Source organism: Pseudomonas tolaasii NCPPB 2192 (genome assembly GCF_002813445.1).
Taxonomy (GTDB): Bacteria; Pseudomonadota; Gammaproteobacteria; order Pseudomonadales; family Pseudomonadaceae; genus Aquipseudomonas; species Aquipseudomonas tolaasii.
Genome location: NZ_PHHD01000001.1, coordinates 6,571,772 through 6,596,931, shown reverse-complemented (window position 1 = coordinate 6,596,931; position 25,160 = coordinate 6,571,772). Strand labels below are relative to the sequence as shown.

Annotated in this window: 24 protein-coding genes; 20 read left to right on the top strand and 4 right to left on the bottom strand. The window is 60.6% G+C overall.

All coding sequences use genetic code 11. From position 1 onward, the window contains the following. Positions 1-477: 477 nt before the first annotated feature. Entirely contained in the window at positions 478-1,071 is a 594-nt protein-coding gene (locus ATI14_RS30185) for a hypothetical protein (protein ID WP_231124388.1), read from the top strand. Beyond that, positions 1,068-1,637 carry a hypothetical protein gene (locus ATI14_RS30180; RefSeq protein ID WP_080519923.1) on the top strand — a complete coding sequence of 190 codons (570 nt, stop codon included), beginning with the start codon at positions 1,068-1,070 and terminating at the stop codon, positions 1,635-1,637. The genes ATI14_RS30185 and ATI14_RS30180 overlap by 4 nt, the downstream gene beginning before the upstream one ends. Positions 1,638-1,665: 28 nt before the next feature. On the opposite strand, the gene ATI14_RS31560 is transcribed toward ATI14_RS30180, so the two are convergent. Then, positions 1,666-2,199 (bottom strand): hypothetical protein, encoded by a 534-nt coding sequence (locus ATI14_RS31560; RefSeq protein WP_100831543.1) that lies wholly within the window; start codon positions 2,197-2,199, stop codon positions 1,666-1,668. Beyond that, positions 2,184-2,729: a hypothetical protein gene (locus ATI14_RS30170; RefSeq protein ID WP_080519924.1), complete on the bottom strand. Its 546-nt coding sequence runs from the start codon at positions 2,727-2,729 to the stop codon at positions 2,184-2,186. The genes ATI14_RS31560 and ATI14_RS30170 overlap by 16 nt, the downstream gene beginning before the upstream one ends. Positions 2,730-3,695: 966 nt before the next feature. On the opposite strand from ATI14_RS30170, the gene tmk reads away from it, so the two are divergent. From tmk to ATI14_RS30115, 11 genes are all read left to right on the top strand, one after another. Beyond that, positions 3,696-4,310 (top strand): dTMP kinase, encoded by a 615-nt coding sequence (tmk, locus tag ATI14_RS30165; RefSeq protein ID WP_100831553.1) that lies wholly within the window; start codon positions 3,696-3,698, stop codon positions 4,308-4,310. Next, positions 4,303-5,292: a DNA polymerase III subunit delta' gene (locus ATI14_RS30160; RefSeq protein ID WP_016973671.1), complete on the top strand. Its 990-nt coding sequence runs from the start codon at positions 4,303-4,305 to the stop codon at positions 5,290-5,292. Before tmk ends, ATI14_RS30160 begins: the two co-directional genes overlap by 8 nt. 63 nt (positions 5,293-5,355) lie before the next feature. Then, positions 5,356-6,141 carry a TatD family hydrolase gene (locus ATI14_RS30155; RefSeq protein ID WP_016973670.1) on the top strand — a complete coding sequence of 262 codons (786 nt, stop codon included), beginning with the start codon at positions 5,356-5,358 and terminating at the stop codon, positions 6,139-6,141. 445 nt (positions 6,142-6,586) lie between these two features. Further along, complete coding sequence (locus tag ATI14_RS30150) at positions 6,587-7,255, top strand: TetR/AcrR family transcriptional regulator (protein WP_016973669.1); 669 nt, start codon at positions 6,587-6,589, stop codon at positions 7,253-7,255. A 139-nt stretch (positions 7,256-7,394) separates the two neighbouring features. Continuing rightward, a complete protein-coding gene (locus ATI14_RS30145) occupies positions 7,395-8,363 on the top strand; it encodes a GTP 3',8-cyclase MoaA (RefSeq protein WP_016973668.1) in 969 nt (322 codons plus the stop codon). Between the two features lie 221 nt (positions 8,364-8,584). After that, the gene (locus ATI14_RS30140; RefSeq protein WP_016973667.1) at positions 8,585-9,190 is read left to right on the top strand and encodes a DUF4823 domain-containing protein; all 606 of its coding nucleotides are present in this window, start codon (positions 8,585-8,587) and stop codon (positions 9,188-9,190) included. A 16-nt stretch (positions 9,191-9,206) separates the two neighbouring features. Next, a complete protein-coding gene (locus tag ATI14_RS30135; protein WP_016973666.1) occupies positions 9,207-9,767 on the top strand; it encodes a DUF1285 domain-containing protein in 561 nt (186 codons plus the stop codon). A 70-nt stretch (positions 9,768-9,837) separates the two neighbouring features. Beyond that, a complete protein-coding gene (locus ATI14_RS30130) occupies positions 9,838-10,551 on the top strand; it encodes a GntR family transcriptional regulator (RefSeq protein WP_031320326.1) in 714 nt (237 codons plus the stop codon). Beyond that, positions 10,548-11,549: an ADP-ribosylglycohydrolase family protein gene (locus ATI14_RS30125; protein WP_016973664.1), complete on the top strand. Its 1,002-nt coding sequence runs from the start codon at positions 10,548-10,550 to the stop codon at positions 11,547-11,549. The genes ATI14_RS30130 and ATI14_RS30125 overlap by 4 nt, the downstream gene beginning before the upstream one ends. A 189-nt stretch (positions 11,550-11,738) precedes the next feature. After that, the gene (locus tag ATI14_RS30120; protein WP_016973663.1) at positions 11,739-13,205 is read left to right on the top strand and encodes a purine-cytosine permease family protein; all 1,467 of its coding nucleotides are present in this window, start codon (positions 11,739-11,741) and stop codon (positions 13,203-13,205) included. Then, positions 13,198-14,127 (top strand): PfkB family carbohydrate kinase, encoded by a 930-nt coding sequence (locus tag ATI14_RS30115; RefSeq protein WP_080519926.1) that lies wholly within the window; start codon positions 13,198-13,200, stop codon positions 14,125-14,127. The genes ATI14_RS30120 and ATI14_RS30115 overlap by 8 nt, the downstream gene beginning before the upstream one ends. 193 nt (positions 14,128-14,320) lie before the next feature. On the opposite strand, the gene ATI14_RS30110 is transcribed toward ATI14_RS30115, so the two are convergent. Then, positions 14,321-14,584: a hypothetical protein gene (locus ATI14_RS30110; protein WP_016973661.1), complete on the bottom strand. Its 264-nt coding sequence runs from the start codon at positions 14,582-14,584 to the stop codon at positions 14,321-14,323. Between the two features lie 51 nt (positions 14,585-14,635). Continuing rightward, positions 14,636-14,971, bottom strand: coding sequence for a hypothetical protein (locus tag ATI14_RS30105; protein WP_016973660.1), 336 nt, complete (start codon positions 14,969-14,971; stop codon positions 14,636-14,638). A gap of 366 nt (positions 14,972-15,337) precedes the next feature. On the opposite strand from ATI14_RS30105, the gene ATI14_RS30100 reads away from it, so the two are divergent. The 7 genes from ATI14_RS30100 to araH all read left to right on the top strand — a co-directional run bounded on the left by ATI14_RS30100 (position 15,338) and on the right by araH (position 25,047). Next, positions 15,338-19,375 (top strand): Pls/PosA family non-ribosomal peptide synthetase, encoded by a 4,038-nt coding sequence (locus tag ATI14_RS30100; RefSeq protein WP_080519927.1) that lies wholly within the window; start codon positions 15,338-15,340, stop codon positions 19,373-19,375. After that, positions 19,318-19,941, top strand: coding sequence for a 4'-phosphopantetheinyl transferase family protein (locus tag ATI14_RS30095; RefSeq protein ID WP_016973658.1), 624 nt, complete (start codon positions 19,318-19,320; stop codon positions 19,939-19,941). The genes ATI14_RS30100 and ATI14_RS30095 overlap by 58 nt, the downstream gene beginning before the upstream one ends. 66 nt (positions 19,942-20,007) lie before the next feature. Beyond that, a complete protein-coding gene (locus tag ATI14_RS30090; protein WP_026083063.1) occupies positions 20,008-20,487 on the top strand; it encodes a GNAT family N-acetyltransferase in 480 nt (159 codons plus the stop codon). A 256-nt stretch (positions 20,488-20,743) separates the two neighbouring features. After that, positions 20,744-21,565, top strand: a complete 822-nt coding sequence (locus ATI14_RS30085) for an SDR family oxidoreductase (RefSeq protein ID WP_016973656.1) — start codon at positions 20,744-20,746, stop codon at positions 21,563-21,565. A gap of 20 nt (positions 21,566-21,585) precedes the next feature. After that, positions 21,586-22,566, top strand: a complete 981-nt coding sequence (locus ATI14_RS30080) for a substrate-binding domain-containing protein (RefSeq protein ID WP_016973655.1) — start codon at positions 21,586-21,588, stop codon at positions 22,564-22,566. Continuing rightward, positions 22,563-24,062, top strand: coding sequence for an L-arabinose ABC transporter ATP-binding protein AraG (gene araG / locus ATI14_RS30075; RefSeq protein WP_031320324.1), 1,500 nt, complete (start codon positions 22,563-22,565; stop codon positions 24,060-24,062). Before ATI14_RS30080 ends, araG begins: the two co-directional genes overlap by 4 nt. Before the next feature lie 19 nt (positions 24,063-24,081). Continuing rightward, positions 24,082-25,047 (top strand): L-arabinose ABC transporter permease AraH, encoded by a 966-nt coding sequence (gene araH / locus ATI14_RS30070; protein WP_026083024.1) that lies wholly within the window; start codon positions 24,082-24,084, stop codon positions 25,045-25,047. Positions 25,048-25,160: the final 113 nt, after the last annotated feature.

Sequence of the window (25,160 nt, the reverse complement as noted above, 5' to 3'; positions counted from 1 at the left end):
GTCACCGTGCCACTATTTTGGATTCGGTCAGCTGTGTCAATCTGAAGCCGATGGAGCGGGTGCCCTCATATAGGGATGTCCAAATCGCCGCTCATCCCTTTGCGGTGGAGGGGAGAAGGGGCGGCATATCCAAGCGATGACATCAGCGCTTGGCTTGAAATGGTTGATAATCTCAGCTGGCTTTACCATGAAGAGGCGATGAGAAGCACCAAATGCCTCGTCGGCTGGATACCAGCAAAGGCTGGGTGTCTGATTGCAAGCGGAGCGCGCAGGCGCGAGGATGGAAGCCCTCCGGGCCGAGACGTCGCCCTGGCGAGCGGCTCGGTTCACGACAGCCGTCCCGAAGGGCGCGCACTGCAATTTTTCCAAGCATTTTTACGTGACACGCGACATCAGAATAAATATTTCTAGTTTCTCCTAAAGTTTTTTAAGCGACGAACCGTTTAAATTTGTATTTAGGTGCAGTGGTATATGCAGATGTTGGATGAAAGTCGTTTGCCGAACAGCATCGTGTTTAAAGCTGAGCGTTCAATGGTGTGTCGGGCATTTGCCGAACAGAGAATATTCACTGCGTCGATTGAGTTAACCGGAAACGTCGTCACGTGTATTTTGGACGATTCTGAATACTCCTTTACGGCGCAACAATGCGCTGAGCTTGCGGATAGCCTCGCTACCCTATTGAAAACCAGCACTGAACGCGCCGCCAGCCAAATAAAAGTTGGACGTCCGCTACAGCTCGATTTTTGTGAGATTTTCTACCAGTTGATTCTATCGAGAAGTTCGGCGAGCGGATGCGATCGACTATACGGCTATGATTACGACTCTGACCGTGTGCTTCTTGGTGCCTCTGGATCGTTCCGATATCCCGGTACGCGTGATTCCTACAAGCTATTCGTAGGGTTCAATGATGAGCTTGGCCTTCCATTTTTAGGTATCGAGGACTGGGTGTACACCTTCAGCTTTGGCGAAGCGTCCTGGCTAATCGAGCAGTTGTGCGTTGGAGGCTATTTGCTTGCACAGATAGAACAAACAGAAAAAGAATTTAGAAAGAACGGAAGGAATTATCAATGAGCTCATCCAGTGTATATCCCGCTGTTGTAACAGAATTCAAATGCGACTTCCTGTGCTGGCGAGGTCGGGAGTTCGATGAACGCTATGAATGCCGTGTTGCAGGCAATGGCGGAAGAGGCGCGAGTATTCAGTTTGAACTCGATGGGATCGATGTCGGCGCGGAAGTGGCGGCAGATATTGCCTTTTGCCTTTCTGAAGCTCTGGCAATCGCGGAGCAGACGGATGTAGAAAGTGCGACCGCAGCAGTACGTGACGAAGGCTCACTTACTAGGAAGTATCGGTTGTCGTGCGGCGCATGGCAGTTCAGTGCAACCGGTGTTGTGCCTGTTGAGAATGCTAGCCCTGAGCTTCTTGGCGATGCGATCGGTGCAGGCTCCTTCGTGGCTGTTCGAACCATAGAGGAGGGGGGCTTCGAACTCGAGTTCGGAGGGATGGGCTACTCGTTTTCTGCGCAGGATGCATCCTGGTTGCAAGAGATGCTGCTTGAAGTTAGTCAGCAGCTACCGAAGCAGTACCCTCGAGTAGTCTTACTTAAAGCAGCAGAAGCCGCCGTAGCTGGAGGTTAGGGGCTGACAAGTCTAACTGGTAGATGGCCTAGATACTGGCATCGTGGGCGTCGATCGCTTCGTTGAGTGAATCGAACCATAGTAGCGGATCGGCACAGTCAGTCGTCTGGATTCGCTGTGCGATCCTATCTTCGAACGACTTAGAGTTTGAGGGCTTTTCGTCGCTAGAAAAGTAATCAGTGGCTGCGATGGCGAACTTTTCTGCGTTCAAGCCTTGGAGGCAAACATAACGGATCGCCGCGTTCGAGGGCAGGCGTCGCCATGTGATGACTTGAGTGAAACAGGCATGCTGGGTTTCTTCAGGTAGCTGTACTGGATTTACCGGGAAGGAAATCTCATCGCATCTACGGTGGGCTCGGTCTACCAAGTGCTTTAAAATCTCGCGACTTTTTTCGATCTGGTCTCGCAGCTCCTCCGAGTTCAAGAATAGCCCGCCACGCTCAGTGACCGTGAGTGTCTTCAATTTATTTGCGGCGTCGATAAACTCCCGCTCGCGTCTTACTTCCCGCTCTGACCTTTTATCTTTGAATAGCCACCGTAGGAGATCTATAAGCCACTGCATGTTTTGCTTCCAGGGATTGGCTCGAGTGGTAGTTTCGCATTCATGAGGGACAGCTCTGGTGAGTAGTCCAAGATTCCAATTTCGGCTGACCTTATGATTGGGTTGTTGTATATTTCCAGTACGCTTGCCTTTTCAGGATCCGTGGGTTTTAGGTTGTCTGAGCAAACCACCAGTATCCATTTTTTCTCGGAAATTTTTCTTACGAGAGCTTCCAGTGCAAATACAAAAGCCCTTAGCTTTTCTTCGTTCAGATCTTGATCGATAACAATATCTAAACGCCCATTGTCAATTTGTAAAACTTTAATTGGGGAAAGCATCCTGGCAATCAGCACTTCCTCGATAATGGTAATTACTTTTGAGTCGAATTCGCCATTCCAGAGAACTGCAAATCGTTGTAGTCCGACCGATTTGCGAAAGCCGAGCGACGGGGTGTGTGACTGCGGAGTCGAAAATATCAAGTATTGTGTTTCATCTTGAGCGGAGGCAATTGAGCCTTGGGACTCCGTATGCAAAAAACGCGAGTAAATCATGGGTATTCCAAATCATTTAAAATGAAACCGCGAGTGGACTTAGCGGGCTAGTGCATGCTCGTTGTTTGTGGTGCTGTCTCGTTCTATTAATGAAATACAGATGGGGTGTTTAGTCAAGTTTTTTTGTCTTGTCTCGGGGGGCTTTAAGTTGGTTGACGGTATTCTTAAAGTATCCTGTTATGAGTATTTTATAGAAGTGTTTTTCGTCAGGTTTAAATGTCAATTCATTGGTAATTAGTGGCTTGTTATATATGGGTGTTTTTTCTTTTGGGGAGCCTTTCGTTTAAACGGAGGATTGCAGGTGTCGGTTGGAAATAGCTAATTAGGATGCCTGGGGGTATGACAGCTTATGAAGGGTATACATATCATCCTGGGGTGATTTAGCTTCGAAAAGACCGGATGGGGTATTTTAGGGGGCGTTTCTGTGTCGCTGCGTCGATAGACGTGTCAGCTGCCTTATAGATGTGGTCGGCTTAGGCTAAATTGACAGGACAAAGCTGGTTTCACACGAGGCTTCTGCTAGTGATGTTGGGGCGGTTAATCGACTAAGTCGCGTAGCGCCCTCTGGTGCGTTCAAACGTGGTATCTGCTTTGGCAGCTGTGACCTGCATAGCCCAGCGTAGGCTTCAGTCCTGGGCTTTGATGCCTCAGTCGCTTGAGGTGCTAGCTTAAATAGGGGTTTGCATCGAGCCAGACAGGCAGAGCTCAAAGATATAGAATCAAGCGCCTGTTCCTCGGGTTTACATTTTGACTCATCGAGGAGCCATCGAAATTCACTTTTTTGTGCAGCACTGAGAAACCAGGTTTACATTTTCACCTTGATGAAGCCCATTTTTTGGTGGGGTTGACCTGCTTTTAAATAAGTGAACGATTTTAGCAGCGTGGCATAAGGTTTTAGCCTTGAATTTATTAGGTTTTTTAAGATTTATGCTGGTGCAAATTCAAGTTTCTCTTGGGTTTACATTTGTGTCGCGAGATATATTTGGCGGTGGTAAAAGCACCAATCGTGACTACCTGGCCGAGCGCCTGCGCGCCGAAGGTATCGAGGTGGTGTTGACCCGTGAGCCAGGCGGCACGCCGCTGGCCGAGCGTATTCGTGAAGTGCTGCTGGCGCCGGGCGAAGAACAGATGAACCCGGACACCGAGCTGCTGCTGGTGTTCGCTGCCCGTGCCCAGCACCTGGCCGAAGTCATCCGCCCGGCCCTGGCGCGTGGCGCGGTAGTGATTTGTGACCGTTTTACCGATTCCACCTACGCCTATCAGGGCGGCGGCCGCGGCTTGTCCCTGGAACGCATCGCCAGCCTGGAAACCTTCGTCCAGGGCGACCTGCGCCCCGACATGACCTTGCTGTTTGATCTGCCGGTCGAAGTGGGCATGGCCCGCGCCAGCGCCCGTGGTCGCCTGGATCGCTTCGAACTGGAAGGCGTTGGCTTCTTCAACGCCGTACGCAGTGCATTCCTCGCACTTGCCAAGGCTGAGCCTGCACGTTACACCCTGCTGGATGCGGCCCAGCCGTTGGCCCAGGTGCAGCAGGCCATCGACGCGCTGCTTCCCCAACTTCTGGAGCGCGCCCGTGGCTGAAGCGTACCCATGGCAGGAAAGTCTGTGGCAGCAATTGGCCGGTCGTGCCCAGCATGCTCACGCCTACTTGCTGCACGGGCCGGTGGGCATCGGCAAGCGGGCCTTGGCCGAACGCCTGATGGCGAGCCTGCTGTGCCAGCGTCCGGTCAACCTGGAAGCCTGCGGCGAGTGCAAATCCTGCCTGCTGCTCAAGGCCGGCAGCCACCCGGATAACTACCTGCTGGAACCCGAGGAAGCCGACAAGGCGATCAAGGTCGACCAAGTGCGGGATCTCGTCAGCTTCGTGGTGCAGACCGCGCAGTTGGGCGGGCGCAAAGTCGTGCTGATCGAGCCGGTGGAAGCGATGAACATCAACGCCGCCAACGCCTTGCTCAAGAGCCTTGAGGAACCGTCGGGCGATACGGTGCTGTTGCTGGTCAGCCACCAGTCCAGCCGCTTGCTGCCGACCATTCGCAGCCGTTGCGTGCAACAGGCCTGCCCGCTGCCGAGCGAGGCGATGAGCCTGCAATGGCTGGCGCAGGCGCTGCCGGAGTGCTCGGAGGACGAACGGGCCGAGCTGCTGACCCTGGCCGCCGGTTCACCACTGGCGGCCGTCAAGCTGCAAGCGCAAGGCGTGCGTGAGCAACGGGCGCTGGTGGTGGAGGGCGTCAAAAAGCTGATCAAGCAGGAGCAGTCGGCGACGCAGTTGGCCGAAAGCGCCTGGAAAGACATCCCCCTGTTGTTGCTGTTCGACTGGTTTTGCGACTGGTCGAGCCTGATCCTGCGCTACCAGCTGACGCAGGACGAAAACGGCCTGGGCCTGCCGGACATGCGCAAGGTCGTGCAGTACCTGGCGCAGAAAAGCGCGCAGGACAAGGTGCTGACTATTCAGGACTGGATCCTTGCCCAGCGCCAGAAGGTCCTCGGCAAAGCCAACCTTAACCGCGTGCTGTTGCTTGAAGCGCTGCTGGTGCAGTGGGTGGGGTTGCTCGGCCGCCGTTAATTTCCGTGGCCGACGGGTGTATCGTCGGCCAGACACTTTCCGTGACTGAAGTTGTAAATCCTTATGCTCGTAGATTCCCATTGCCACCTCGATCGCCTGGACCTCGCCCAGCACGGCGGTTCCCTCGACGCTGCCCTGGAAGCGGCGCGCCAGCGCGGGGTCGGGCACTTTCTGTGCATCGGCGTCAGCGCCGAAAACGCCGCTGACGTCAAAGCCCTGGCCGATCGCTATGCCGATGTGGATTGCTCGGTGGGCATCCACCCGCTGGATTTGAAGCCCGGTGAAGCGCCTGCGCTGGATTGGCTGCTGGGCGAGCTGAACCACCCGCGCGTGGTGGCGATTGGCGAAACCGGCCTGGATTACCACTACGAGCCCGAAGCTGCCGAGCTGCAACAAGCCTCGTTCCGCCTGCATCTGCACGCTGCGCAGCAGACCAGCAAACCGGTAATCGTCCACACCCGTGGCGCCCGCGCGGACACCCTGACCCTGCTGCGCGAAGCCGCGTTGCCCCAGGCCGGTGTGCTGCACTGTTTCACCGAAGATTGGGACATGGCCAAGGCTGCCCTGGACCTGGGCTTCTATATTTCCTTGTCGGGTATCGTCACCTTCCGCAACGCCGACGCCCTGCGCGACGTGGCGCGCCAGGTGCCGGCCGACCGCCTGCTGGTGGAAACCGACTCGCCGTACCTGGCGCCCATCCCTCATCGCGGCAAGCCGAACCTGCCGGAATATGTGCGTGATGTGGCCGATTACCTCGCGATGCTGCGTGGTGAGCCTTACGAGCGTTTTGCCGAGCAGACCACCGAGAACTTCAAGCGCTTGTTCCCGCTGGCCCACGTTGCCGCCTGAGGTCGTCAAATTTCGGGCAAAAAAAACCCGGGTTCTGGGGGGTGAATCCGGGCTAAGACCATTAGGAGTAAAACAAGGGCACACAGTCCGTCGGTACCCAGGTCAACGCGCCACTTGGGGGAGATGCCGCGTCGACTATTGAAGTATTGATCAGGATCCCATTCAGTCCAGTCGCGATTGGTCGTTTTTTAAACAGATTTGGAATACGCGCGCTTCGCTTGAGTTCTCATTGAGCAGGTGCACAGGCGAAGTTATTGCGTATTGTTTCTGACTGCGAGGGGTGAAAACGTTGGCGCTCTGAAAGTTTAGTGTGTAACGGGTTCACATAGGCGTTGCCCAACGACTGTTCAGTCGGGATAATCCCTCGCACTGGGTAAATCGTATCGCCACGTATCAGCGGCGCTGCGCATTCCCTCCCACATTGACCTCTGCAGACCTCTTCCTCATGCAAAAAGAACCCCGTAAGGTCCGTGAGTTTCGCCGCCGAGAGCAGGAAATTCTCGACACCGCACTCAAGCTGTTCCTCGAACAGGGTGAAGACAGCGTCACCGTCGAGATGATTGCGGATGCCGTGGGTATCGGCAAAGGCACGATCTATAAGCACTTCAAGTCCAAGGCCGAGATCTACCTGCGCCTGATGCTCGACTACGAGCGCGACCTGAATGAGCTGCTGCATTCGGCCGATGTCGACAAGGACAAGGAGGCCCTGTCCCGCGCCTACTTCGAGTTCCGCATGCGCGACCCGCAGCGCTACCGCCTGTTTGATCGCCTGGAAGAGAAGGTGGTCAAGGGTCATCAAGTGCCGGAGATGGTCGAGGAACTGCACAAAATCCGCGCTTCGAACTTCGAACGCCTGACGCTGCTGATCAAAGGCCGCATCAGCGAAGGCAAGCTGGAGGATGTGCCGCCGTATTTCCACTATTGCGCCGCCTGGGCGTTGGTGCACGGCGCCGTGGCGTTGTATCACTCGCCATTCTGGAGCAACGTGCTGGAAGATCAGGAAGGCTTCTTCCAGTTCCTGATGGACATCGGCGTACGCATGGGCAACAAGCGCAAGCACAGCACCGAGCTGCCGGGTGCCGAACCCAAAACCAGCGAAACCCCGGCTACGTAAGTCATTCGCCGCACTAATGGCCTAATGATTTACTGCCGTGGGCAGTGTCCCAGGAATATACTCAGGCAAGGATCTTGCTAAAAGTTGATTTATAAGTCAGCTTTTGGCGTGCCCGAACCATCCTCTGCCGGAGTGATCCATGATCGTTGATCGTCAAGGCAGGCGTTTTCGCAATTTGCGGATCAGCCTGACCTCAGCCTGCAATTACGCGTGTACCTACTGCGTGCCTAACGGCAAGCGGCTGGTGGCTGCCCAGGACGAACTCTCCGCCGAGGCCATGGCCCGTGGCGTGGCTTACCTGATCGAGGCGGCGGGCATTGACCGGCTGCGCATCACCGGCGGCGAGCCGCTGGTCAGTCCCAAGCTCGAAGCCTTTATGGGCGCGGTGGGGCAGATGGGTCTGAGCGACATCAGCCTGACCACCAATGGCCAACTGCTGGCGCGCAAACTGCCGCTGCTGGTGGAGGCGGGTATCAAACGCATCAACGTCTCGCTGGATACGCTGGACGCCGACGCCTTCCGCAGCATCGCCCGTGGTGGCGACCTGGCGACCGTGCTTGACGGCATGGACCAGGCTCGCGCTGCCGGCATCAAAATCAAGGTCAACATGGTGCCGTTGCGCGGGCAGAACCTGGATCAGGTGATGCCGCTGCTCGACTACTGCCTTGAGCGCGGCTACGAATTGCGCTTCATCGAACTGATGCGCATGGGCCACCTGGCCAAAGACTCCAACGCCTTTCTGCAGCAATTCGTCAGCCTGCAACAATTGCTGAGCCTGATCGGCGAACACCACGAATACCTGCAAGCCAACGCCCCGGTCGACGCCACGGCTGTGCGCTACGAGGTGCCGGGCAAGGGTTTCTTCGGCGTAATCGCCAACGAGAGCGTGCCGTTCTGCCGCACCTGTTCACGCCTGCGCCTGTCGTCCACCGGCTGGCTGCATGGCTGCCTGTCATCGAGCAACCGCCACTATGTCGGCGACCTGCTGGACAAGCCGCGCCATCAGGCGCTGCCGGCTCTGCAGGGCCTGTTGATGAAGGCCCTTGGCGACAAACAGGAAGTGGCGTTCTCCGGCGGCGCTACCATCATGAAGATCATCGGCGGCTAATCAGGCTGGCACACATCCCTGTGGGAGCCGTGTGAGAGCTGGCTTGCCTGCGATAGCATCAGCTCGGAGTGACTGATACACCGAGGTGCCTGTATCGCAGGCAAGCCCGCTCCCACACAAGCCAGCTCCCACATTTGTTTGGCCGCGCTGCTCAATGGCGCGGTTTCTGCATCTCACGCCCCATTCGCCGGTTTTCCGTCACCGGCTTCTGGAGGATTAGGATGCGTAGTCTGGTTTTGTTGCTGGCGTCATTGACACTGAGTGGCTGCATGACCGTCAGCGATATGGCCGAAGGCACCCGCTATCAGATGAGTGATGCCGGTTTGCTGGACCACAGTGACACCCGCCGCACCGCGTCGATCCGCATACAGCCGGACTCCTTCGTCTACATCGCCCAGGGCGCCTTCGTGCCGCCGGGCAGCGCTTACCCGCGACCTAACGTGGTGGCCGAAGAAGCCTTCAACGGGTTTGTCGAGTATTTCCCGATGGTACGCCGCGCGCGTCAGCCCGAAGGCCTTGAACAGGCCATGTCCGAAGCCCGGGCGGCGGGGGCTCACTACTTGCTGTATTGCCGTTTTGCGGCAGCTGATGACCGCATCGGCAACGCTGACGAGTGGACCGACCAGCAAGCCCTCGACCGTCTCGGCCTCGACAGCGGCGTGATCCAGATCATGTTGATCGAGACCAGCACCCAGTATTTGATTGATACTGCACGCATTCGCAGTCGTGGCGGTTTACTGACATTCCACGACAACAAGCCAGAAGATCTGATTGCCCGCCCGTTGGCGCAATATGCGCGAGGCCTGCTGGGCATGAGTGATCAATAAGCCTCAGGAGAACCCCATGACCGATTCCGCCAAGGCCAACGACCTGTTGGCCCAACTGCCCAAGGGCAAGGGGCCGGCGCCGGTGCACCTGTGGAACCCGGATTTCTGCGGCAACATCGATATGCGCATCGCCCGCGACGGCACCTGGTATTACCAGGGCACGCCGATCGGGCGTAAGCCGATGGTCAAACTGTTCTCCAACATCATCCGCCGCGACGGCGATGATTACTTTCTGATAACGCCCGTAGAAAAAGTGGGAATCACCGTCGATGATGCGCCGTTCGTGGCGGTTACGCTGGAAGTGGAAGGGCAGGGCGAAGACCAGGTATTGCGCTTTACCACCAATGTCGACGATCAAATCGAAGCAGGCCTTGAGCACCCATTGCGGGTGGTGATCGACCCCGACACCCAGGAGCCCGCGCCTTACCTGCGGGTGCGCACCAACCTCGAAGCCCTGGTCCATCGCAACGCGTTCTACCAATTGGTCGAGTTGGCGGTGAGCCGTCCGATCAACGGTCAGAACTGGCTGGGCGTCTGGAGCGCAGGGGAGTTTTTCCCCATCGGCCTGGAGCCCTGAGCCCGGTTTTTTCATCTCCCTGAAATAATTCGCTTGCTGCAAACGGCCGCTTTCGGTTATCAATTTGTACATGATTAGACATGTTCGATTTGATAAGAAAAAACGCGTCGTCGACGAGCTCATCCGCCGTATCGAGGGTGGGGTGATGGCCGACGGTTTCCTGCTGCCGGGCGAGCACCAACTGGCCGAAGAGTTTGCGGTCAGCCGCGGCACGCTGCGTGAGGCGTTGGCCGAGCTCAAGCGCCGCAACTACATCGCCACCCAAAGCGGCGTCGGTTCCATCGTCACCTTCGACGGCATGGTGCTCGACCAGCGCAGCGGTTGGGCCCAGGCCCTGGCCGACACCGGTGCAAGGGTGACCACCGACATCCTGCGCCTGGAGGCGGTCACCCGGCCGGACCTGCTCAGCCGTTTCGGCAGTGACCAATTCATCGCCCTCGACCGCCGGCGCCGTACGCCCGACGGCATCGCCGTGTCCCTGGAGCGCTCGCTGATGCCGGCTTCCGGCGGCCTGGAAAGCCTGCCGAGCGTGGGCCTGATCGACCATTCCCTGACCATCACCCTGGCTGCCTACGGTTACGTCGGCGCCGAGGGCGACCAATGGATCGGCGCCGAACCGCTGAGCGACGAAGACGCCGAGCTGCTGGGACGCCCCGCCGGCACGGTATTTCTCAAGGCCTCGCGCACCACCTATGACCGCCGCGAGCGCTTCATGGAGCATGTCGAAAGCTTGCTCGACCCTCTGCACTTTCGCCTGCACCTGCAGTTTGGAGCTTCGAAATGACCCCGATTTCCCGCGCACTCGGCGCGTTCTACGGCCTGGCACTGGGCGACGCGTTGGGCATGCCCACCCAGTCCTTGAGCCGTGAGCAGGTCAGGGCGCGCTTCGGTGCCATCACCGGCCTTGAAGCTGCCGACGCCGACCAGCCCATTGCGCCGAACATGCCCGCAGGCTCCATCACCGATGACACCGAACAGGCGATTCTGGTCGGTGAGTTGCTGGTCGAAGGCCAAGGCAAAATCGAACCCACCACACTCGCCCAGCGCCTGATCGACTGGGAAGCGGTGATGCGCGCCAAGGGCTCGCAAGACCTGCTCGGCCCTTCGACCAAGCGCGCCATCGACATGATCCTGGCCGGCCACACACCGGAAGAGTCCGGTCGTTATGGCACCACCAATGGCGCGGCGATGCGTATCACGCCGGTGGGCATTGCGGCGGATGTCAGCGACGCGGCGTCATTCATTCAGGCCGTTATCCAGGCCTGCCAGGTCACGCACAACACCAGCCTCGGCATTTCCAGCGCAGCAGCGGTTGCGGCGGTGGTGTCGGCGGGCATCAACGGCGTGGACCTGGGCGAGGCGCTGAACATCGGTACCCAGATCGCCCAGCAAGCCGAAGGCCATGGCCACTGGATCGCCGGCGGGCGTATTTCCACGCGCATCAGTTGGGCGCGCACCTTGAGCGTCGGCAGTGGCGACAAAGCCCTGTTTGCCGACCTGCTCTACGAACTGATCGGCACCTCCGTGGCCTCCCAGGAGTCGGTGGTGGTGTCGTTTGCCCTGGCCCAGCAAGTGGCGGTGGGCGAGATGAATGCCTTCGAAGCCCTGTGCCTGGCCGCGAGCCTGGGCGGCGACACCGACACCATCGCCGCCATCCTCGGCGCCATGCTCGGTGCGTGTTTGGGCCTGCAGTGCTGGCCCGAGGCGATGGTTGAACAGGTCAAACAGGTCAATGGCCTGGACTTGCAGCCGTTGGTTCAAGGGCTGCTCAAATTGCGCTGAGCACCGCAAATCCAAAGGTGGGAGCTGGCTTGCCTGCGATAGCGGTCGGTCAGTTAACAAATCAGTCACTGGAAAACCGCTATCGCAGGCAAGCCAGCTCCCACAGTAATTCGTGTTTGAGTCAGGACGACCGGTTAACGCTTTGATTCTCTGCCACAACCACAACAATACAGGCATCAGGAGCACCCCATGAGTACCACTTCTTCCGGCCAAAGCGCCGGGCAATTGGAAACACGCGGCATCGAACCGGTCCCTGAAAGCGAGTGCAACGGCCATCCGCTGCAACTGTTCTGGGTGTGGTTCGCAGCCAATATCAGCATCCTCGGTTTGCCGCTCGGCGCCACGTTGGTCGCGTTTCGCGGGCTGGCGATCTGGCAGGCGATCATCGTGGCAATCCTCGGCGCGGCAGGCTCCTTCGCGGTGGTGGGCATCATTTCCATCGCGGGCCGCCGTGGCCGAGCGCCGAGCCTGACCCTGTCCCGCGCCATTTTCGGCGTGCGCGGCAATATCGGCCCGACGCTGGTGTCGCTGATGTCGCGACTGGGCTGGGAAACCGTCAACACCACCACCGCCGCCTTCGTGCTGCTGTCGTTGTGTTCGATCCTGTTCCACTCGCCGGTTGAAGCGAAAAGCGCACCAGTGCTGACGCTGATCTTCATCGCCATCTTCGTGCTGCTGACCTTGTCGGTGTCCGGCCTCGGTCACGCGACCTTGCTGGTGATCCAGAAGTGGGCCACCTATGTGTTCGGCGCGCTGAACATTCTGGTCGGCGGCTTTCTCTGCGCCACCATCGACTGGAGCGCGGTGTTCAACGCCACGCCCGCGCCGCTGAGCGCGATGATCATCGGCGTCGGCACCATGGCCGCCGGCACCGGTATCGGCTGGGCCAATGCGGGCGCCGACATGTCGCGCTACCAGCATCGCAGCGTCAAGGCCGTGCGCCTGGTGGCTTCCGCCGCGTTTGGTGCGGGCATTCCGCTGGTGTTGCTGATCACCCTCGGCGGCCTGCTGTCGGTGGGCAACAACGACCTGGCCTCGGCCACCGACCCGATCATTGCGATCCGCGACATGCTGCCGACCTGGATGGCGGTGCCGTACCTGATCACCGCGTTCGGCGGGCTGCTGCTGTCGAACAACCTTTCGGTGTACTCGGCCGGTCTCACCACGCTGACCCTCGGGTTGAAGGTCAAGCGCGTGCACGCGGTGATCGTCGACATCGTGGCGATCTTCGCCGGTTCGATCTACTTCATGCTGATCGCCGACAGTTTCTACGGCCCGTTCATCACCTTCATCTCGTTGCTGGCAGTGCCGATTACCGCGTGGGTCGGGATCTTCGTGGTCGACCTGATGCATCGCCACTACTACAGCGCCAAGGACCTGCTCGACGTTACGCCAAGCAGCGCCTACTGGTACCGCGGCGGCGTGGAATGGCGCGCCTTCGGCGCCTGGGCCGTGGCGATCGTGCTGGGTTTCAGTTTCACCACCATTGGCACCACCGCACAAAACATCTGGTTCGCCGGGCCGTTGTCTGACTCCTGGCTGGGCCACAACGGCCTGGGCTGGATCGTCACTTTCCTGGTGGCCGGCGGAATTTACGCAGTACTGGGCGGCGCGGCTGACCGTCGCCCGGCTTTGGTAGAGCCTCACCATGTCTAGATTGCTGCACACCGGCCAGGTCATCGTCGACCTGGTCATGGCCCTCGACACCCTGCCTGCGACCGGCGGCGACGTGCTGGCCAAATCCGCCAGTTTCGAAGCCGGCGGTGGCTTTAATGTGATGGCCGCCGCGCGGCGCAACGGGTTGCCGGTGGTCTATCTTGGCCGCCATGGCAGTGGGCGTTTCGGCGACTTGGCGCGTGCGGCAATGCAGGCCGAAGGCGTGGAAATGGCCCAGGCGGCCAGCGCGGGCAAGGACACGGGGTTGTGTGTGTCGTTGACCGAAGCCACCACCGAACGCACGTTCATTTCCCACCTCGGTGCCGAAGGCGACTTGAGCGCTGAAGACCTTGCCGGGGTGGAACCGCGCGCCGACGACTATGTGTACGTCAGCGGTTACAGCCTGCTGCTGGAGGGCAAGGCGCAAGCGCTGCTTGACTGGCTGCTGGCATTGCCGCGTGACATCAGCGTGGTGTTCGACCCGGGTCCGTTGGTGAAAGCACCGGATTCGGCACTGATGGCTGCCTTGCTGCCGCGTATTGATATCTGGACCAGCAATGGCCCCGAAGCCCTGGCGTTTACCGGCGCTCACTCGCTTGCCGAAGCACTGCGCGACCTCAATCGCCATTTGCCCGTCGAAGCCCTGCTGGTGGTGCGTGACGGCCCGAATGGCTGCTGGATCAGCCGTAATGGCCAGGCTGAGCATGTGCCGGGCTTCAAGGTGCAGGCAGTGGACAGCAACGGCGCAGGCGATGCCCACGCCGGTGTGTTTCTGGCCGGTCTGGCTGACGGCCTGGCACCTGCGCAAGCCGCGCGCCGGGCCAATGCCGCTGCGGCGTTGGCGGTCACCCGATGGGGGCCGGCGACGTCGCCGGGCACTGACGAAGTGGACGCATTGTTGGCAAAACCGCACGTTGCTTGACTTGCTGATTCAGGCGGGGTTTACGTTCAATCACGTGGAGTGGGGTAGGCCGAATGAGGGCTTGCCCCCACTGACCCCACACAAAAAAAATGTGGGAGCGGGCTTGCCCGCGATAGCGGTGTATCAGCCACCCAAATTACAGACTGATCCACCGCCATCGCGGGCAAGCCCGGCTCCCACAGGGTGTTGCAGTTTAGCCCGTTTCACCCTCCAGTTTACGCGCCTCATCCACCCCGGACGCCGTCAGCTTGATCGGCAAATTCAACGAGTACTCACCGGCATCGTCGGTGGTTACATGCCCGTCCTTGATAAGCCCGCGGTCCTGGAGAAACGCCAAGACACTGGCGACCACCTTTTCACCGCGGTAGTTATCCAGCACCTCCTTGCCCAAGCCGTTCGGGTGGGCGTGCAGCAGGCGGGTGAGGACTTCTTTCTCAAGGTTTCTATCGACGTTCATGCGTACCTCTTCACTGTGAAATGAGCGGGTGTCGTGGGGGCGTGCGATGGCTCAAGGCGCCGGCTGTTTCGGCGCGCCGGGGATGTTGCTGTCATCGCCCTTGTTGATTTTTGGCCCCATCTTGCCGTTGCCCACCGCTGCCGGTGCCTGACGCTGGGTGTCGTTGCCCTGAGTGCGCGGGTCGGAGCCGGCCTTGTTATCGATGATGGCGCCGCCGTTAGTGTCCAGGCCCGTGCCCATCGAATCCTGGGATTCCTGGGTGGCGGGGCTCGGCGGGCTGCCCACAGGATCGGTCTTGCCGGTCGACGAGGTGGCGGCAAACGCGCTCAGGGACGCGGCGGACAGCAGGCCGGTGAGGGCGAGGGCAGCAAACTTGGAATTCTTCATGAGGGTGTCTCCATATGATTAATGTCCTTACCTTTTGTTGGTCCGCCGTCATTTACGGTTCGTGCCTTATTGGCGACGAACGGTCTTTCGGAACCTGTAAGCATTTGTGTGCCTGATCGCGCAGAGCCCCGGTTTGCGCCGCCTCCAGACGAGCGGTAAAGCCCAGTGCGTTCGTTCAACCGCCGTACAGCTGACCTTTGCGATAGTCCTGATGCGTTGTCCGGGTCATGCGGTATCTGTCGTTTTCAAGTCAGAACCGAAGGGCCTCGTACGCCTGCAAATGTATCGGGCGCGATACGAAGTGGACACGCGGCATTACAAAACGGCGCCTTAGCCGGATGACTCCACACAGCGAACACTGCCGCCATGACTACTGTGACCTTGCTGAAAGCCCCCGTAATCGCCCGTCCTGACGAGGTGTTGTACGGCCCCCTCCAGCCCGAATTGTTGCGTAACGAAGTGCTGGCCGACTTGCTGGAAGCCACGGTTCAACGCGCGCCTCAGCAGGTTGCGTTGATCGACGGTGAACGCCAGTTGACCTACGGCGAGCTCGACCGGCAAGCCGGCTGTGTGGCTTCGCGCCTGATCGAGGCGGGCGTGCGCCCCGGGCAGATTGTTGGCCTGTGGATGCCGCGCGGCCTGGAGTTGCTGGTGGCCCAGGCGGGCATTGCCAAGACGGGGGCCGCCTGGTTGCCGTTGGACCACGACACCCCGCTGGAGCGCCTGCAGATTTGCATGGACGACGCCCAGGCCGTCGGCGTGGTGTGCGGCGATGACAACGCGCAAGCGCTGCGTGACGCGGGCCTGACTGCCTGGTGCGCAAGCCGGTTGCTCGCCGCCCTCGACGGCCCGGTGCGTCGCCGTGTGAATGCCAAACCGGACGATCCTGCGTATGTGATTTACACCTCAGGCTCCACCGGCAAACCCAAGGGCATCCTGATTTCCCAGGGCAGCATCTGTCACTTCCTGCGCAGTGAAAACGCGGTCCTCGGCATCCAGGCCAGCGACCGGGTTTACCAGGGCTTCTCGGTGGCCTTCGACATGTCGTTCGAAGAAATCTGGATCGCCTACCTGGTCGGTGCCACCTTGTGGATCGGCCCCAAAGACATCACCGGCGATCCCGAGGCCCTGCCGCGCATGCTCAATCAGCAACGCATCAGCGTGCTGCACGCGGTGCCGACGTTGCTGGCATTGTTCAGCGAAGACGTGCCAAGCCTGCGCCTGATCAACCTTGGCGGCGAGATGTGCCCCGAGTCTCTGGTCGAGCGCTGGAGCCGCCCCGGTCGGCAGATGTTCAACACCTATGGCCCCACCGAAGCCACGGTTTCAGCCAGCCTTGCGCGTCTCGCGCCGGGTGCGCCGGTGACCATCGGCACGCCGCTGCCCAATTACGGGTTGCTGGTGATCGACGCCGACCTGGCCCCCGGCGCCACGCCGACCTTGTTGGCGCGCGGGCAGACCGGTGAGCTGTGCATCATTGGCCCGGGCCTTGCCGAGGGCTATCTGGGACGGCCTGATCTGACCCGCGAAAAGTTCATCGAAAACCCGTGGTCCACCGGCTATTACGACGAGCGTCTGTACCGCACCGGCGACCTGGCGCGCATTGATGCCGATGGTCAGGTGGTGTGCCTGGGGCGTGCGGATGATCAGGTCAAGATCCGTGGTTTCCGTGTGGAGCTGGGTGAAATCGAAGCCTTGCTCGCCCAGCAGCCCGGCGTGGGCACCGTCGCGGTGCTGCTGCGCAATGACGGCGGTATGGACCAGTTGATCGCTTATCTGGTGCCGGAAGGCGGTCTGCCACTGGACGGTTTGCCCGCCCAATTGCGCAAGGCTTTGCAGGCGCGTCTGCCGGCCTACATGGTGCCCAGCCGTTTTGAATTGCTCGACGGCATGCCGCGCCTGACCTCCGGCAAGATCGACCGCAAGGCCCTCAAGGCGCGGCCATTGGGGGCGGACACCCGCGGCGCGGACCTTGAATCGGACACGCCGCAAAGCCCCGCCGAAACCGTGCTGTTCGGCGCCTTGGAAACACTCTTCCCCGGCCAGCCGATTCGCCGTGATGCAGACTTCTTCTGCGACCTCGGCGGCCATTCGTTCTTCGCTGCGCGCCTGGCGTCAGCGTTGCGTGCAGACGAGCGTTTCGCCCACATCACCGTGCGTGACATCTACCAGCAGCGTCGTGTCGGCGCCATCGCTGACGTGCTGCACGCTGCGCCGCAGCCCGCAGTGCAGGAAGCTGCGTGGACGCCGCCATCAGCCTTCGCACGCTGGCGCTGCGGGTTGGCCCAGGCAGCCGTGATGCCCGCCATGGTGTGCTTGCGCATGAGCCAGTGGCTGGCGCCGTTTTTTACCTATCACTACCTCACCGGCAGCCCCGGTGATTCAGTGGCGACGGCAACTGCAGCGTCGATCGGCGTGTTCCTGCTGGCGACCCTGTTGCAGTTCGTCGTAGCCATCGCCGGCAAGTGGCTGATCGCCGGGCGCTTGCAGCCGGGCGTCTATCCACTGTGGGGCCTCACCTATTTTCGTTGGTGGGCGTCGTCGCGCATGGTCGAGTCGGCGCCGGTCTATCTGTTGAGCGGTTCTTCGCTGTACAGCTGGTGGCTGCGTGCACTCGGCGCCAGGGTCGGCCGCGAGGTCAATATCGGCTCGCTGGGCGTGCGCGCGCCAGACCTGCTGCACATCGGCAACGAGGTCAGCATCGGCAACGGCGTGAGCCTGGAGAACGCCCGGGTCGAGCGCGGCCAATTGCACCTGGGCCGGGTCATGATCGATGACAACGCCTGCCTGGGTTCCTACACCATTCTTGAGGGCAACACCGCCGTCGGCCGCAGCGGCCATCTGCAAGGTCAATCGGCGCTGGCCGATGGGCGCTGCGTGCCGGCCGCGCGAATCTGGAGCGGCTCGCCGGCGGTGGATATCGGCGCGTTTGACCCCGCCAGCCTACCGCCTCGCCCGATGGTCGGGCGTGGGCAATTGGCGCTGGAAAATGCGTTTTATGTGGTCGGCATTCTGCTGATCGCCACGCTGTTTTTCATGCCGGTGTTCCCGACGTTTTTCCTCATCGACTGGTTTGACGAACAACACATTCTGCCGTGGCTGCAGGAACAATCTGTGAGCCTGCAACTGCTGCGTTACTTCGCCCTGGCGTTGCCGGCGGCGGCGGTGCTGATCGTGATGATGATGCTGGTTTCCGCCGGCCTGCGCTGGGCCGTGCTGCCGCGCCTGAAACCCGGCAACTACCCGGTGCACAGCCGCGTGTATTGCAGCAAGTGGCTGGTGAGCCATATTCAGGAGGCCAGCCTCAATGTGCTGTCCGGCCTCTACGCCACGGTCTACGCGCCGCTCTGGTATCGCCTGCTGGGCGCACGCGTGGGCCGCGATGCGGAAATCTCCACGGCCCAGGGCGTGATTCCCGACATGCTCACCCTGGGCGATGAAACCTTTATCGCCGACGCCGTGATGCTGGGCGATGAACAGGTGGATGGCGGCTGGATGCGTATTCAGCCGACCGTGGTGTCGCACCGCAGTTTTGTCGGCAACGGCAGCTATATTCCCGACGGCACCACCTTGCCCGAAAACGTGTTGATCGGCGTGCATTCCCATGCGCCGGCCAATGCTGAAATCGCCAGCGGCGATACCTGGCTGGGCTCGCCGCCGATCAACCTGCCGGCACGCGAACAAGCCAGCGCCTATCCCGACCACCTGACGTTCCGGCCGTCGCCGTGGCGCCGCGTAGCCCGTGGCGCCATCGAAGGCCTGCGCATCGTGTTGCCCCACGGCACCGTGATTGCGGTGGGCTACACCGTGATGATGGATTTGATGCCAGTGGCCGAGGACGAGCGCTGGGGCGCCGTGTTGGGTTATCTGGCACTCATCGGCCTGGCCTACAGCCTGGGCAACTACCTGTTGGTGGCGGCGTTGAAGTGGCTGGCGATGGGGCGTTACCGCAAGCGTTCGGCGGCCATGTGGACACCATTCGTGTGGCTGTCCGAAGGCATCACCAGCCTCTACGAAGGCATGGCCGCGCCCAACTTCATGAGCTATTTGCGCGGCACGCCGTGGCTGCCGTTGGCCTTCCGTGGCCTGGGCTGCAAGATCGGGCGCGGGGTGTACATGGACACCACCGACATCACCGAATTCGACTGTGTGACCATCGGCGATCACAGCGAGTTGAACGCCGGTGCCTGCCCGCAGACGCACCTGTTTGAGGAACGCGTGATGAAAATCGACCAGGTGCTGATTGGCGAACGCGTCTACATGGGCCCGCGCAGTTCGGTGTTGTACAGCGCCGAGGTAGGCGCTGGTGCTCGGCTCGGGCCGCTGACGCTGGTGATGAAGGGCGAGTGCATTCCGGCGTCGAGCAGTTGGGTCGGCTGCCCGGCGGCACCGGCGCGAGGCTGAGCAGCATGCAGGTATTGATGTGGCCCCAGACGCGCCCGCGCCTGCAGGACGGGGTATTGCTGATCGGCGTCCAGCACGCGCCGGGCAGCACCCGCGACATGGCCCGCGCGCGCGTGCGGCAGGCGCTGAGCCAGGCCTTGCAGCAGATGCTGGATGTGCCGCCGGCGCGCATCGGCATTCACTCCGTGCCCGGTCATGCCCCGCAGATTCGTGTGCCGGGGCATGAGGATGCCGGGCTTTCCATTAGCCACGACGGCGATTTTTCGGTGGCCGCGGTGCATTTGCATGGCCCGGTCGGCATTGACGTGATGGCCGTGCAGGACACGCCTGACTGGCGCGGCGTGGCCAATGATTACCTGGGCCCGCGCGTGCTGGCGCGCTTGTGCGCCGCGACCCAGGCGCAGCGTGCGCGGCTGTTTACCCGTGCATGGTGCGAGCGCGAGGCGCGGCTCAAATGCGTGGGGCAAGCGCTGGGCGAGTGGTCGCCGCGTGTGGCGTGGGGCTGTCGCACCGTTGAAGTGGGGTTGCCGGCGGGGCGGGTCGGCGCCCTGGCGCTGCGCGCGTAAATTGCGCTGCAATCGGTCATCAAAGCGCCTTAGTATGTGGGCTTTGACATTGCCCAAGGCTTGCCCATGACCATCGAGATTCGCCCCGCCGTGCCCAGTGATGCTGCGCAGATCCTGACCTTCATCACCGAGCTTGCCGAGTACGAAAAGGCCCGGCACGAAGTGATCGCCAGCGTGGTGGACATCGAGCGCAGCCTGTTCAGCGAGGGTGCCACCGCCCATGGCCTGATCTGCTCTCGGGACGGTTTGCCGATCGGTTTCGCGGTGTTCTTTTTCAGCTATTCCACCTGGCTGGGCAGCAACTGCCTGTACCTCGAAGACCTCTACATCAACCCCGAGCAACGCGGCGGCGGGGCGGGCAAGAAGTTGTTGCGCCACCTGGCCAAAATCGCCTGCGACAACGGCTGCGGGCGTTTCGAGTGGAGCGTGCTGGACTGGAACGAGCCGGCGATTGCCTTCTACAAGTCCATCGGCGCCCAGCCGCAGGAAGAGTGGGTGCGCTATCGCATGGAAGGCAATGCCCTGCGGGAATTTGCCGAGGGCTGAAATCACCGGGTACCCACTGTGGGAGCAGGCTTGTGTGGGAGCTGGCTTGCCTGCGATAGAAACACCTCGGTCTTTCAGTTGAACCGAGGGGAGGCTATCGCAGGCAAGCCAGCTCCCACACGGATCGGCTCTCACATTTTTTTTTTGTGAATTGCTCAATATGTGGGATGCAAATTTATATATTGAGATATTTCAAATGATGGGTTTATAGTCGCCTGCATCAGCACTCACTACCAAAAATAAAACAGGTGAAGCGATGCAGGCCCAACCGTTGTCATTACCCGCCGTGCCCGAGCCGATTTACGGCGAGCGGCTGAAAAACAAAGTGGTCATCATCACCGGCGCCGCCCAAGGCATTGGCGAGGCGATCGTCGCGTGCTTCCAGGCCCAGCAGGCGCGCCTGGTCATCGCCGATATCCAGGGCGAGAAAGTTGAAAAAGTCGCCGCCCACTGGCGCGAACGCGGCGCCGACATCATCGCGCAACCCGTCGATATCACTTCCAAAGAGCAATGGCAGACGCTGGTCAATGTGGCCATCGAACGCTTCGGCCGCGTCGACGTGCTGGTCAACTGCGCCGGGGTCAATGTGTTCCGCGACCCGCTGGAAATGACCGATGAAGACTGGCGCCGCTGCTTCGCCATCGACCTCGACGGCGCCTGGTTCGGTTGCCGTGCGGTGTTGCCGCACATGATCGAGCAGGGCATCGGCAACATCATCAACATTGCTTCTACCCATTCCAGCCACATCATCCCCGGCTGCTTTCCTTACCCTGTCGCCAAGCACGGCTTGCTCGGGCTGACCCGCGCGCTGGGTATCGAATACGCGCCCAAAGGCATTCGCGTGAATGCCATCGCGCCGGGCTATATCGAAACCCAATTGAACGTCGATTACTGGAACGGTTTCCCCGACCCCCACGCCGAGCGTCAGCGCGCCTTCGACCTGCACCCGCCCAAGCGCATCGGCCAGCCCATCGAAGTGGCGATGACAGCGTTGTTCCTCGCCACCGACGAAGCCCCCTTTATCAATGCAACCTGCCTGATGATCGATGGCGGGCGTTCTGTGATGTACCACGACTAATCCAATAAGAGAGGTGGTTCATGTTTAAGAAGACTTTAGGCGCCGTGGCGCTGGCTGTTGCCTTCAGCGGCTTTGCATCTGCCGAAGAAGTGAAGATCGGTTTCCTGGTCAAGCAGGCCGAAGAGCCCTGGTTCCAGACGGAATGGGCCTTCGCCGAAAAAGCCGGCAAGGACCAGGGCTTCACCGTGATCAAAATCGCTGTGCCTGACGGCGAGAAAACCCTTTCGGCCATCGATACCCTGGCCGCCAACGGTGCCAAGGGTTTTGTGATCTGCCCGCCGGACGTGTCCTTGGGCCCGGCCATCATGGCCAAGGCCAAGCTCAATGGCTTGAAAGTGCTGGCGGTGGACGACCGTTTCGTCGACGCCAAAGGCAAGCCCATGGAAGACGTGCCTTACGTCGGCCTGGACGCCTACAAGATCGGCCAGAAGCAAGGCGAAGCCATGGCGGCCGAAGCCAGGCACCGCAACTGGGACTGGAAGGATACCTACGCCGTCATCAACACCTTCGACGAGCTGGAAACCGGCAAGAAACGCACCGACGGTTCGGTAGAAGGCCTCAAGGCGGCCGGCCTGCCGGCTGACCACATCCTGTTCAGCGCGCAGAAAACCCTCGACGTGCCGGGCAGCATGGATTCGACCAACTCGGCGCTGGTGAAACTGCCCGGCACCGCGAAAAACCTGATCATCGGCGGCATGAACGACAGCACCGTGCTGGGTGGCGTACGCGCCACCGAAAGCGCCGGGTTCAAGGCTGCAAATGTGATTGGCGTCGGCATCAACGGCACTGATGCGATTGAAGAGCTGAAAAAATCCGACACCGGTTTCTACGGCTCGATGCTGCTCAGCCCGGACGCTTCGGGCTATAAAACCGCCAGCGCGATGTTCGAATGGGTGACCAAGGGCACCGAGCCCGCCAAGTTCACCGCCCTCGACAACGTGACCCTGATCACGCGCGCCAACTTCAAGGAAGAGTTGAGCAAAATCGGTCTGTGGAAATGACCGGCGCGGCCCTGCGTTTCAACGGCATCGGCAAGGAGTTCCCCGGGGTCAAGGCCCTGGCGCAGATCAGCTTTGAAGCGCGGCCGCATCAGGTTCACGCGCTGATGGGCGAGAACGGCGCGGGCAAGTCCACGCTGTTGAAAATCCTCGGCGGCGCCTATCAGCCGAGCAGCGGCACGGTGCAGATCGGCGAGCAGACCATGGCCTTCAAAAACGCGGCCGACAGCATTGCCAGCGGCGTGGCGGTGATCCATCAGGAGCTGCACCTGGTGCCGGAAATGACGGTGGCCGAGAACCTGTTTCTCGGGCACTTGCCGACGCGGTTTGGTGTGGTCAACCGCAGCCAATTGCGGCGCCAGGCGCTGGCGTGCCTCAAAGGGCTGGCGGATGAAATCGACCCGGGGGAAAAGCTTGGGCGCCTCTCGCTTGGCCAGCGCCAACTGGTGGAAATCGCCAAGGCGCTGTCCCGTGGTGCTCATGTGATCGCATTCGATGAGCCCACCAGCAGCCTGTCGGCGCGGGAGATCGACCGGCTGATGGCGATCATCACGCGCCTGCGGGACGAGGGCAAAGTGGTGCTGTACGTGTCCCACCGCATGGAAGAAGTGTTCCGCATCTGCAATGCGGTCACGGTGTTCAAGGACGGGCGTTACGTGCGCACGTTTGATGACATGGCCGCGCTGACCCATGACCAGTTGGTGACGTGCATGGTCGGCCGCGACATTCAGGACATCTATGATTACCGCCCGCGCGAGCGTGGCGAGGTGGCGCTGAAAGTCGAAGGGCTACTCGGGCCGGGCCTGCGTGAAGCGGTCAGCCTTGAGGTGCACAAAGGCGAGATTCTCGGCCTGTTCGGGCTGGTGGGGGCCGGGCGCACGGAGTTGTTCCGGCTGCTCAGCGGGCTGACGCGTGCCACCGCCGGGCACCTGCAACTCGGTGGCGAACACCTGGCGCTGCGCTCGCCCCGTGATGCCATCGCCGCCGGCGTGTTGCTGTGCCCCGAAGACCGCAAGAAGGAAGGCATCATCCCGCTGTCCAGCGTTGCCGAGAACATCAACATCAGTGCGCGTGGCGCCCATGCCACGTTTGGCTGGCTGGTGCGTGAGGGGTGGGAAAAAGGCAACGCCGAGCGGCAGATCAAGGCGATGAAAGTCAAAACGCCGAACGCCGAACAGAAAATCATGTACCTGTCCGGCGGCAACCAGCAGAAGGCGATTCTGGGGCGCTGGCTGTCGATGCCGATGAAGGTGCTGTTGCTCGACGAGCCCACACGCGGCATCGACATCGGCGCCAAGTCGGAGATCTACCAGATCATCCATAACCTGGCGGCCAGCGGCATTGCGGTGATCGTGGTGTCCAGCGACCTGATGGAAGTGATGGGCATTTCCGACCGCATTCTGGTGATGAGCGAAGGCGCCCTGACCGGCGAATTGAACCGCGACCAGGCGGATGAAGCACGGCTGTTGCAACTGGCACTCCCGCGTTCGCGGGCTTGAAGAATTCGAGGGTATGGGTATGTCACAGGTAAAAACGGCAAAGGGCTTCTGGCCCGGTTTCAACCAGCGCAAATTCCTCGATGACTGGGTGATGCTGCTCGCCGCGTTGAGCATTTTTGTACTCAGCGCGCTGTTCATCGACAACTTCCTCTCGCCGCTGAACATGCGTGGCCTGGGCCTGGCAATTTCCACGGTGGGCATTGCCGCGTGCACCATGTTGTTCTGCCTGGCGTCGGGGCATTTCGACCTGTCGGTGGGCTCGGTGATCGCCTGCGCCGGGGTGGTGTCGGGGATTGTGATTCGCGACACCGACAGCGTGGTGCTCGGCGTGTCGGCGGCGCTGGCCATGGGCCTGGTGGTGGGGCTGATCAACGGCATCGTCATCGCCAAGCTGCGCATCAATGCGTTGATCGCCACGCTGGCGACCATGCAGATCGTGCGCGGGCTGGCCTACATTTTTTCCAACGGCAAGGCCGTCGGCGTGATGGACGAGGGTTTCTTTGTGTTCGGCAATGGCCAACTGATGGGCGTGCCGGTGCCGATCATCATCACCGTGCTGTGCTTTGTGTTCTTCGGCTGGCTGCTCAACTACACCACCTACGGGCGCAACACCATGGCCATCGGCGGCAACCAGGAAGCGGCGCTGCTGGCGGGTGTGAACGTTGATCGCACCAAAATCATTATCTTCGCCGTGCACGGGCTGATCGGTGCGCTGGCCGGGGTGATCCTCGCGTCACGCATGACCTCGGGCCAGCCGATGATTGGCCAGGGGTTCGAGCTGACGGTGATTTCGGCCTGCGTGCTGGGCGGGGTGTCGCTCAGTGGCGGGATTGGCATGATCCGGCACGTAATTGCCGGGGTGCTGATTCTGGCGATCATCGAGAACGCGATGAACCTGAAGAACATCGACACGTTTTATCAGTATGTGATTCGTGGCTCGATTCTTTTGCTGGCCGTGATCATCGACCGCATGAAACAGCGCTGATAATGCGTTCTGAAAACCAATGAAGCTTTGATGTGGGAGCTGGCTTGCCTGCGATGGCATCACCTGGATTTACCTGATGTACCGAGGTGCCCGCATCGCAGGCAAGCCAGCTC

What these genes read in the sequence shown, in the direction of transcription:
- ATI14_RS30185 (WP_231124388.1), top strand. Translation starts at nt 478, where the DNA reads ATGTTGGATGAAAGTCGTTTGCCGAACAGCATCGTGTTTAAAGCTGAG.
- ATI14_RS30180 (WP_080519923.1), top strand. Translation starts at nt 1,068, where the DNA reads ATGAGCTCATCCAGTGTATATCCCGCTGTTGTAACAGAATTCAAATGC.
- ATI14_RS31560 (WP_100831543.1), bottom strand. Translation starts at nt 2,199, where the DNA reads ATGCAGTGGCTTATAGATCTCCTACGGTGGCTATTCAAAGATAAAAGG.
- ATI14_RS30170 (WP_080519924.1), bottom strand. Translation starts at nt 2,729, where the DNA reads ATGATTTACTCGCGTTTTTTGCATACGGAGTCCCAAGGCTCAATTGCC.
- ATI14_RS30155 (WP_016973670.1), top strand. Translation starts at nt 5,356, where the DNA reads ATGCTCGTAGATTCCCATTGCCACCTCGATCGCCTGGACCTCGCCCAG.
- ATI14_RS30150 (WP_016973669.1), top strand. Translation starts at nt 6,587, where the DNA reads ATGCAAAAAGAACCCCGTAAGGTCCGTGAGTTTCGCCGCCGAGAGCAG.
- ATI14_RS30145 (WP_016973668.1), top strand. Translation starts at nt 7,395, where the DNA reads ATGATCGTTGATCGTCAAGGCAGGCGTTTTCGCAATTTGCGGATCAGC.
- ATI14_RS30140 (WP_016973667.1), top strand. Translation starts at nt 8,585, where the DNA reads ATGCGTAGTCTGGTTTTGTTGCTGGCGTCATTGACACTGAGTGGCTGC.
- ATI14_RS30135 (WP_016973666.1), top strand. Translation starts at nt 9,207, where the DNA reads ATGACCGATTCCGCCAAGGCCAACGACCTGTTGGCCCAACTGCCCAAG.
- ATI14_RS30130 (WP_031320326.1), top strand. Translation starts at nt 9,838, where the DNA reads ATGATTAGACATGTTCGATTTGATAAGAAAAAACGCGTCGTCGACGAG.
- ATI14_RS30125 (WP_016973664.1), top strand. Translation starts at nt 10,548, where the DNA reads ATGACCCCGATTTCCCGCGCACTCGGCGCGTTCTACGGCCTGGCACTG.
- ATI14_RS30120 (WP_016973663.1), top strand. Translation starts at nt 11,739, where the DNA reads ATGAGTACCACTTCTTCCGGCCAAAGCGCCGGGCAATTGGAAACACGC.
- ATI14_RS30115 (WP_080519926.1), top strand. Translation starts at nt 13,198, where the DNA reads ATGTCTAGATTGCTGCACACCGGCCAGGTCATCGTCGACCTGGTCATG.
- ATI14_RS30110 (WP_016973661.1), bottom strand. Translation starts at nt 14,584, where the DNA reads ATGAACGTCGATAGAAACCTTGAGAAAGAAGTCCTCACCCGCCTGCTG.
- ATI14_RS30105 (WP_016973660.1), bottom strand. Translation starts at nt 14,971, where the DNA reads ATGAAGAATTCCAAGTTTGCTGCCCTCGCCCTCACCGGCCTGCTGTCC.
- ATI14_RS30100 (WP_080519927.1), top strand. Translation starts at nt 15,338, where the DNA reads ATGACTACTGTGACCTTGCTGAAAGCCCCCGTAATCGCCCGTCCTGAC.
- ATI14_RS30090 (WP_026083063.1), top strand. Translation starts at nt 20,008, where the DNA reads ATGACCATCGAGATTCGCCCCGCCGTGCCCAGTGATGCTGCGCAGATC.
- ATI14_RS30085 (WP_016973656.1), top strand. Translation starts at nt 20,744, where the DNA reads ATGCAGGCCCAACCGTTGTCATTACCCGCCGTGCCCGAGCCGATTTAC.
- ATI14_RS30080 (WP_016973655.1), top strand. Translation starts at nt 21,586, where the DNA reads ATGTTTAAGAAGACTTTAGGCGCCGTGGCGCTGGCTGTTGCCTTCAGC.
- araG (WP_031320324.1), top strand. Translation starts at nt 22,563, where the DNA reads ATGACCGGCGCGGCCCTGCGTTTCAACGGCATCGGCAAGGAGTTCCCC.
- araH (WP_026083024.1), top strand. Translation starts at nt 24,082, where the DNA reads ATGTCACAGGTAAAAACGGCAAAGGGCTTCTGGCCCGGTTTCAACCAG.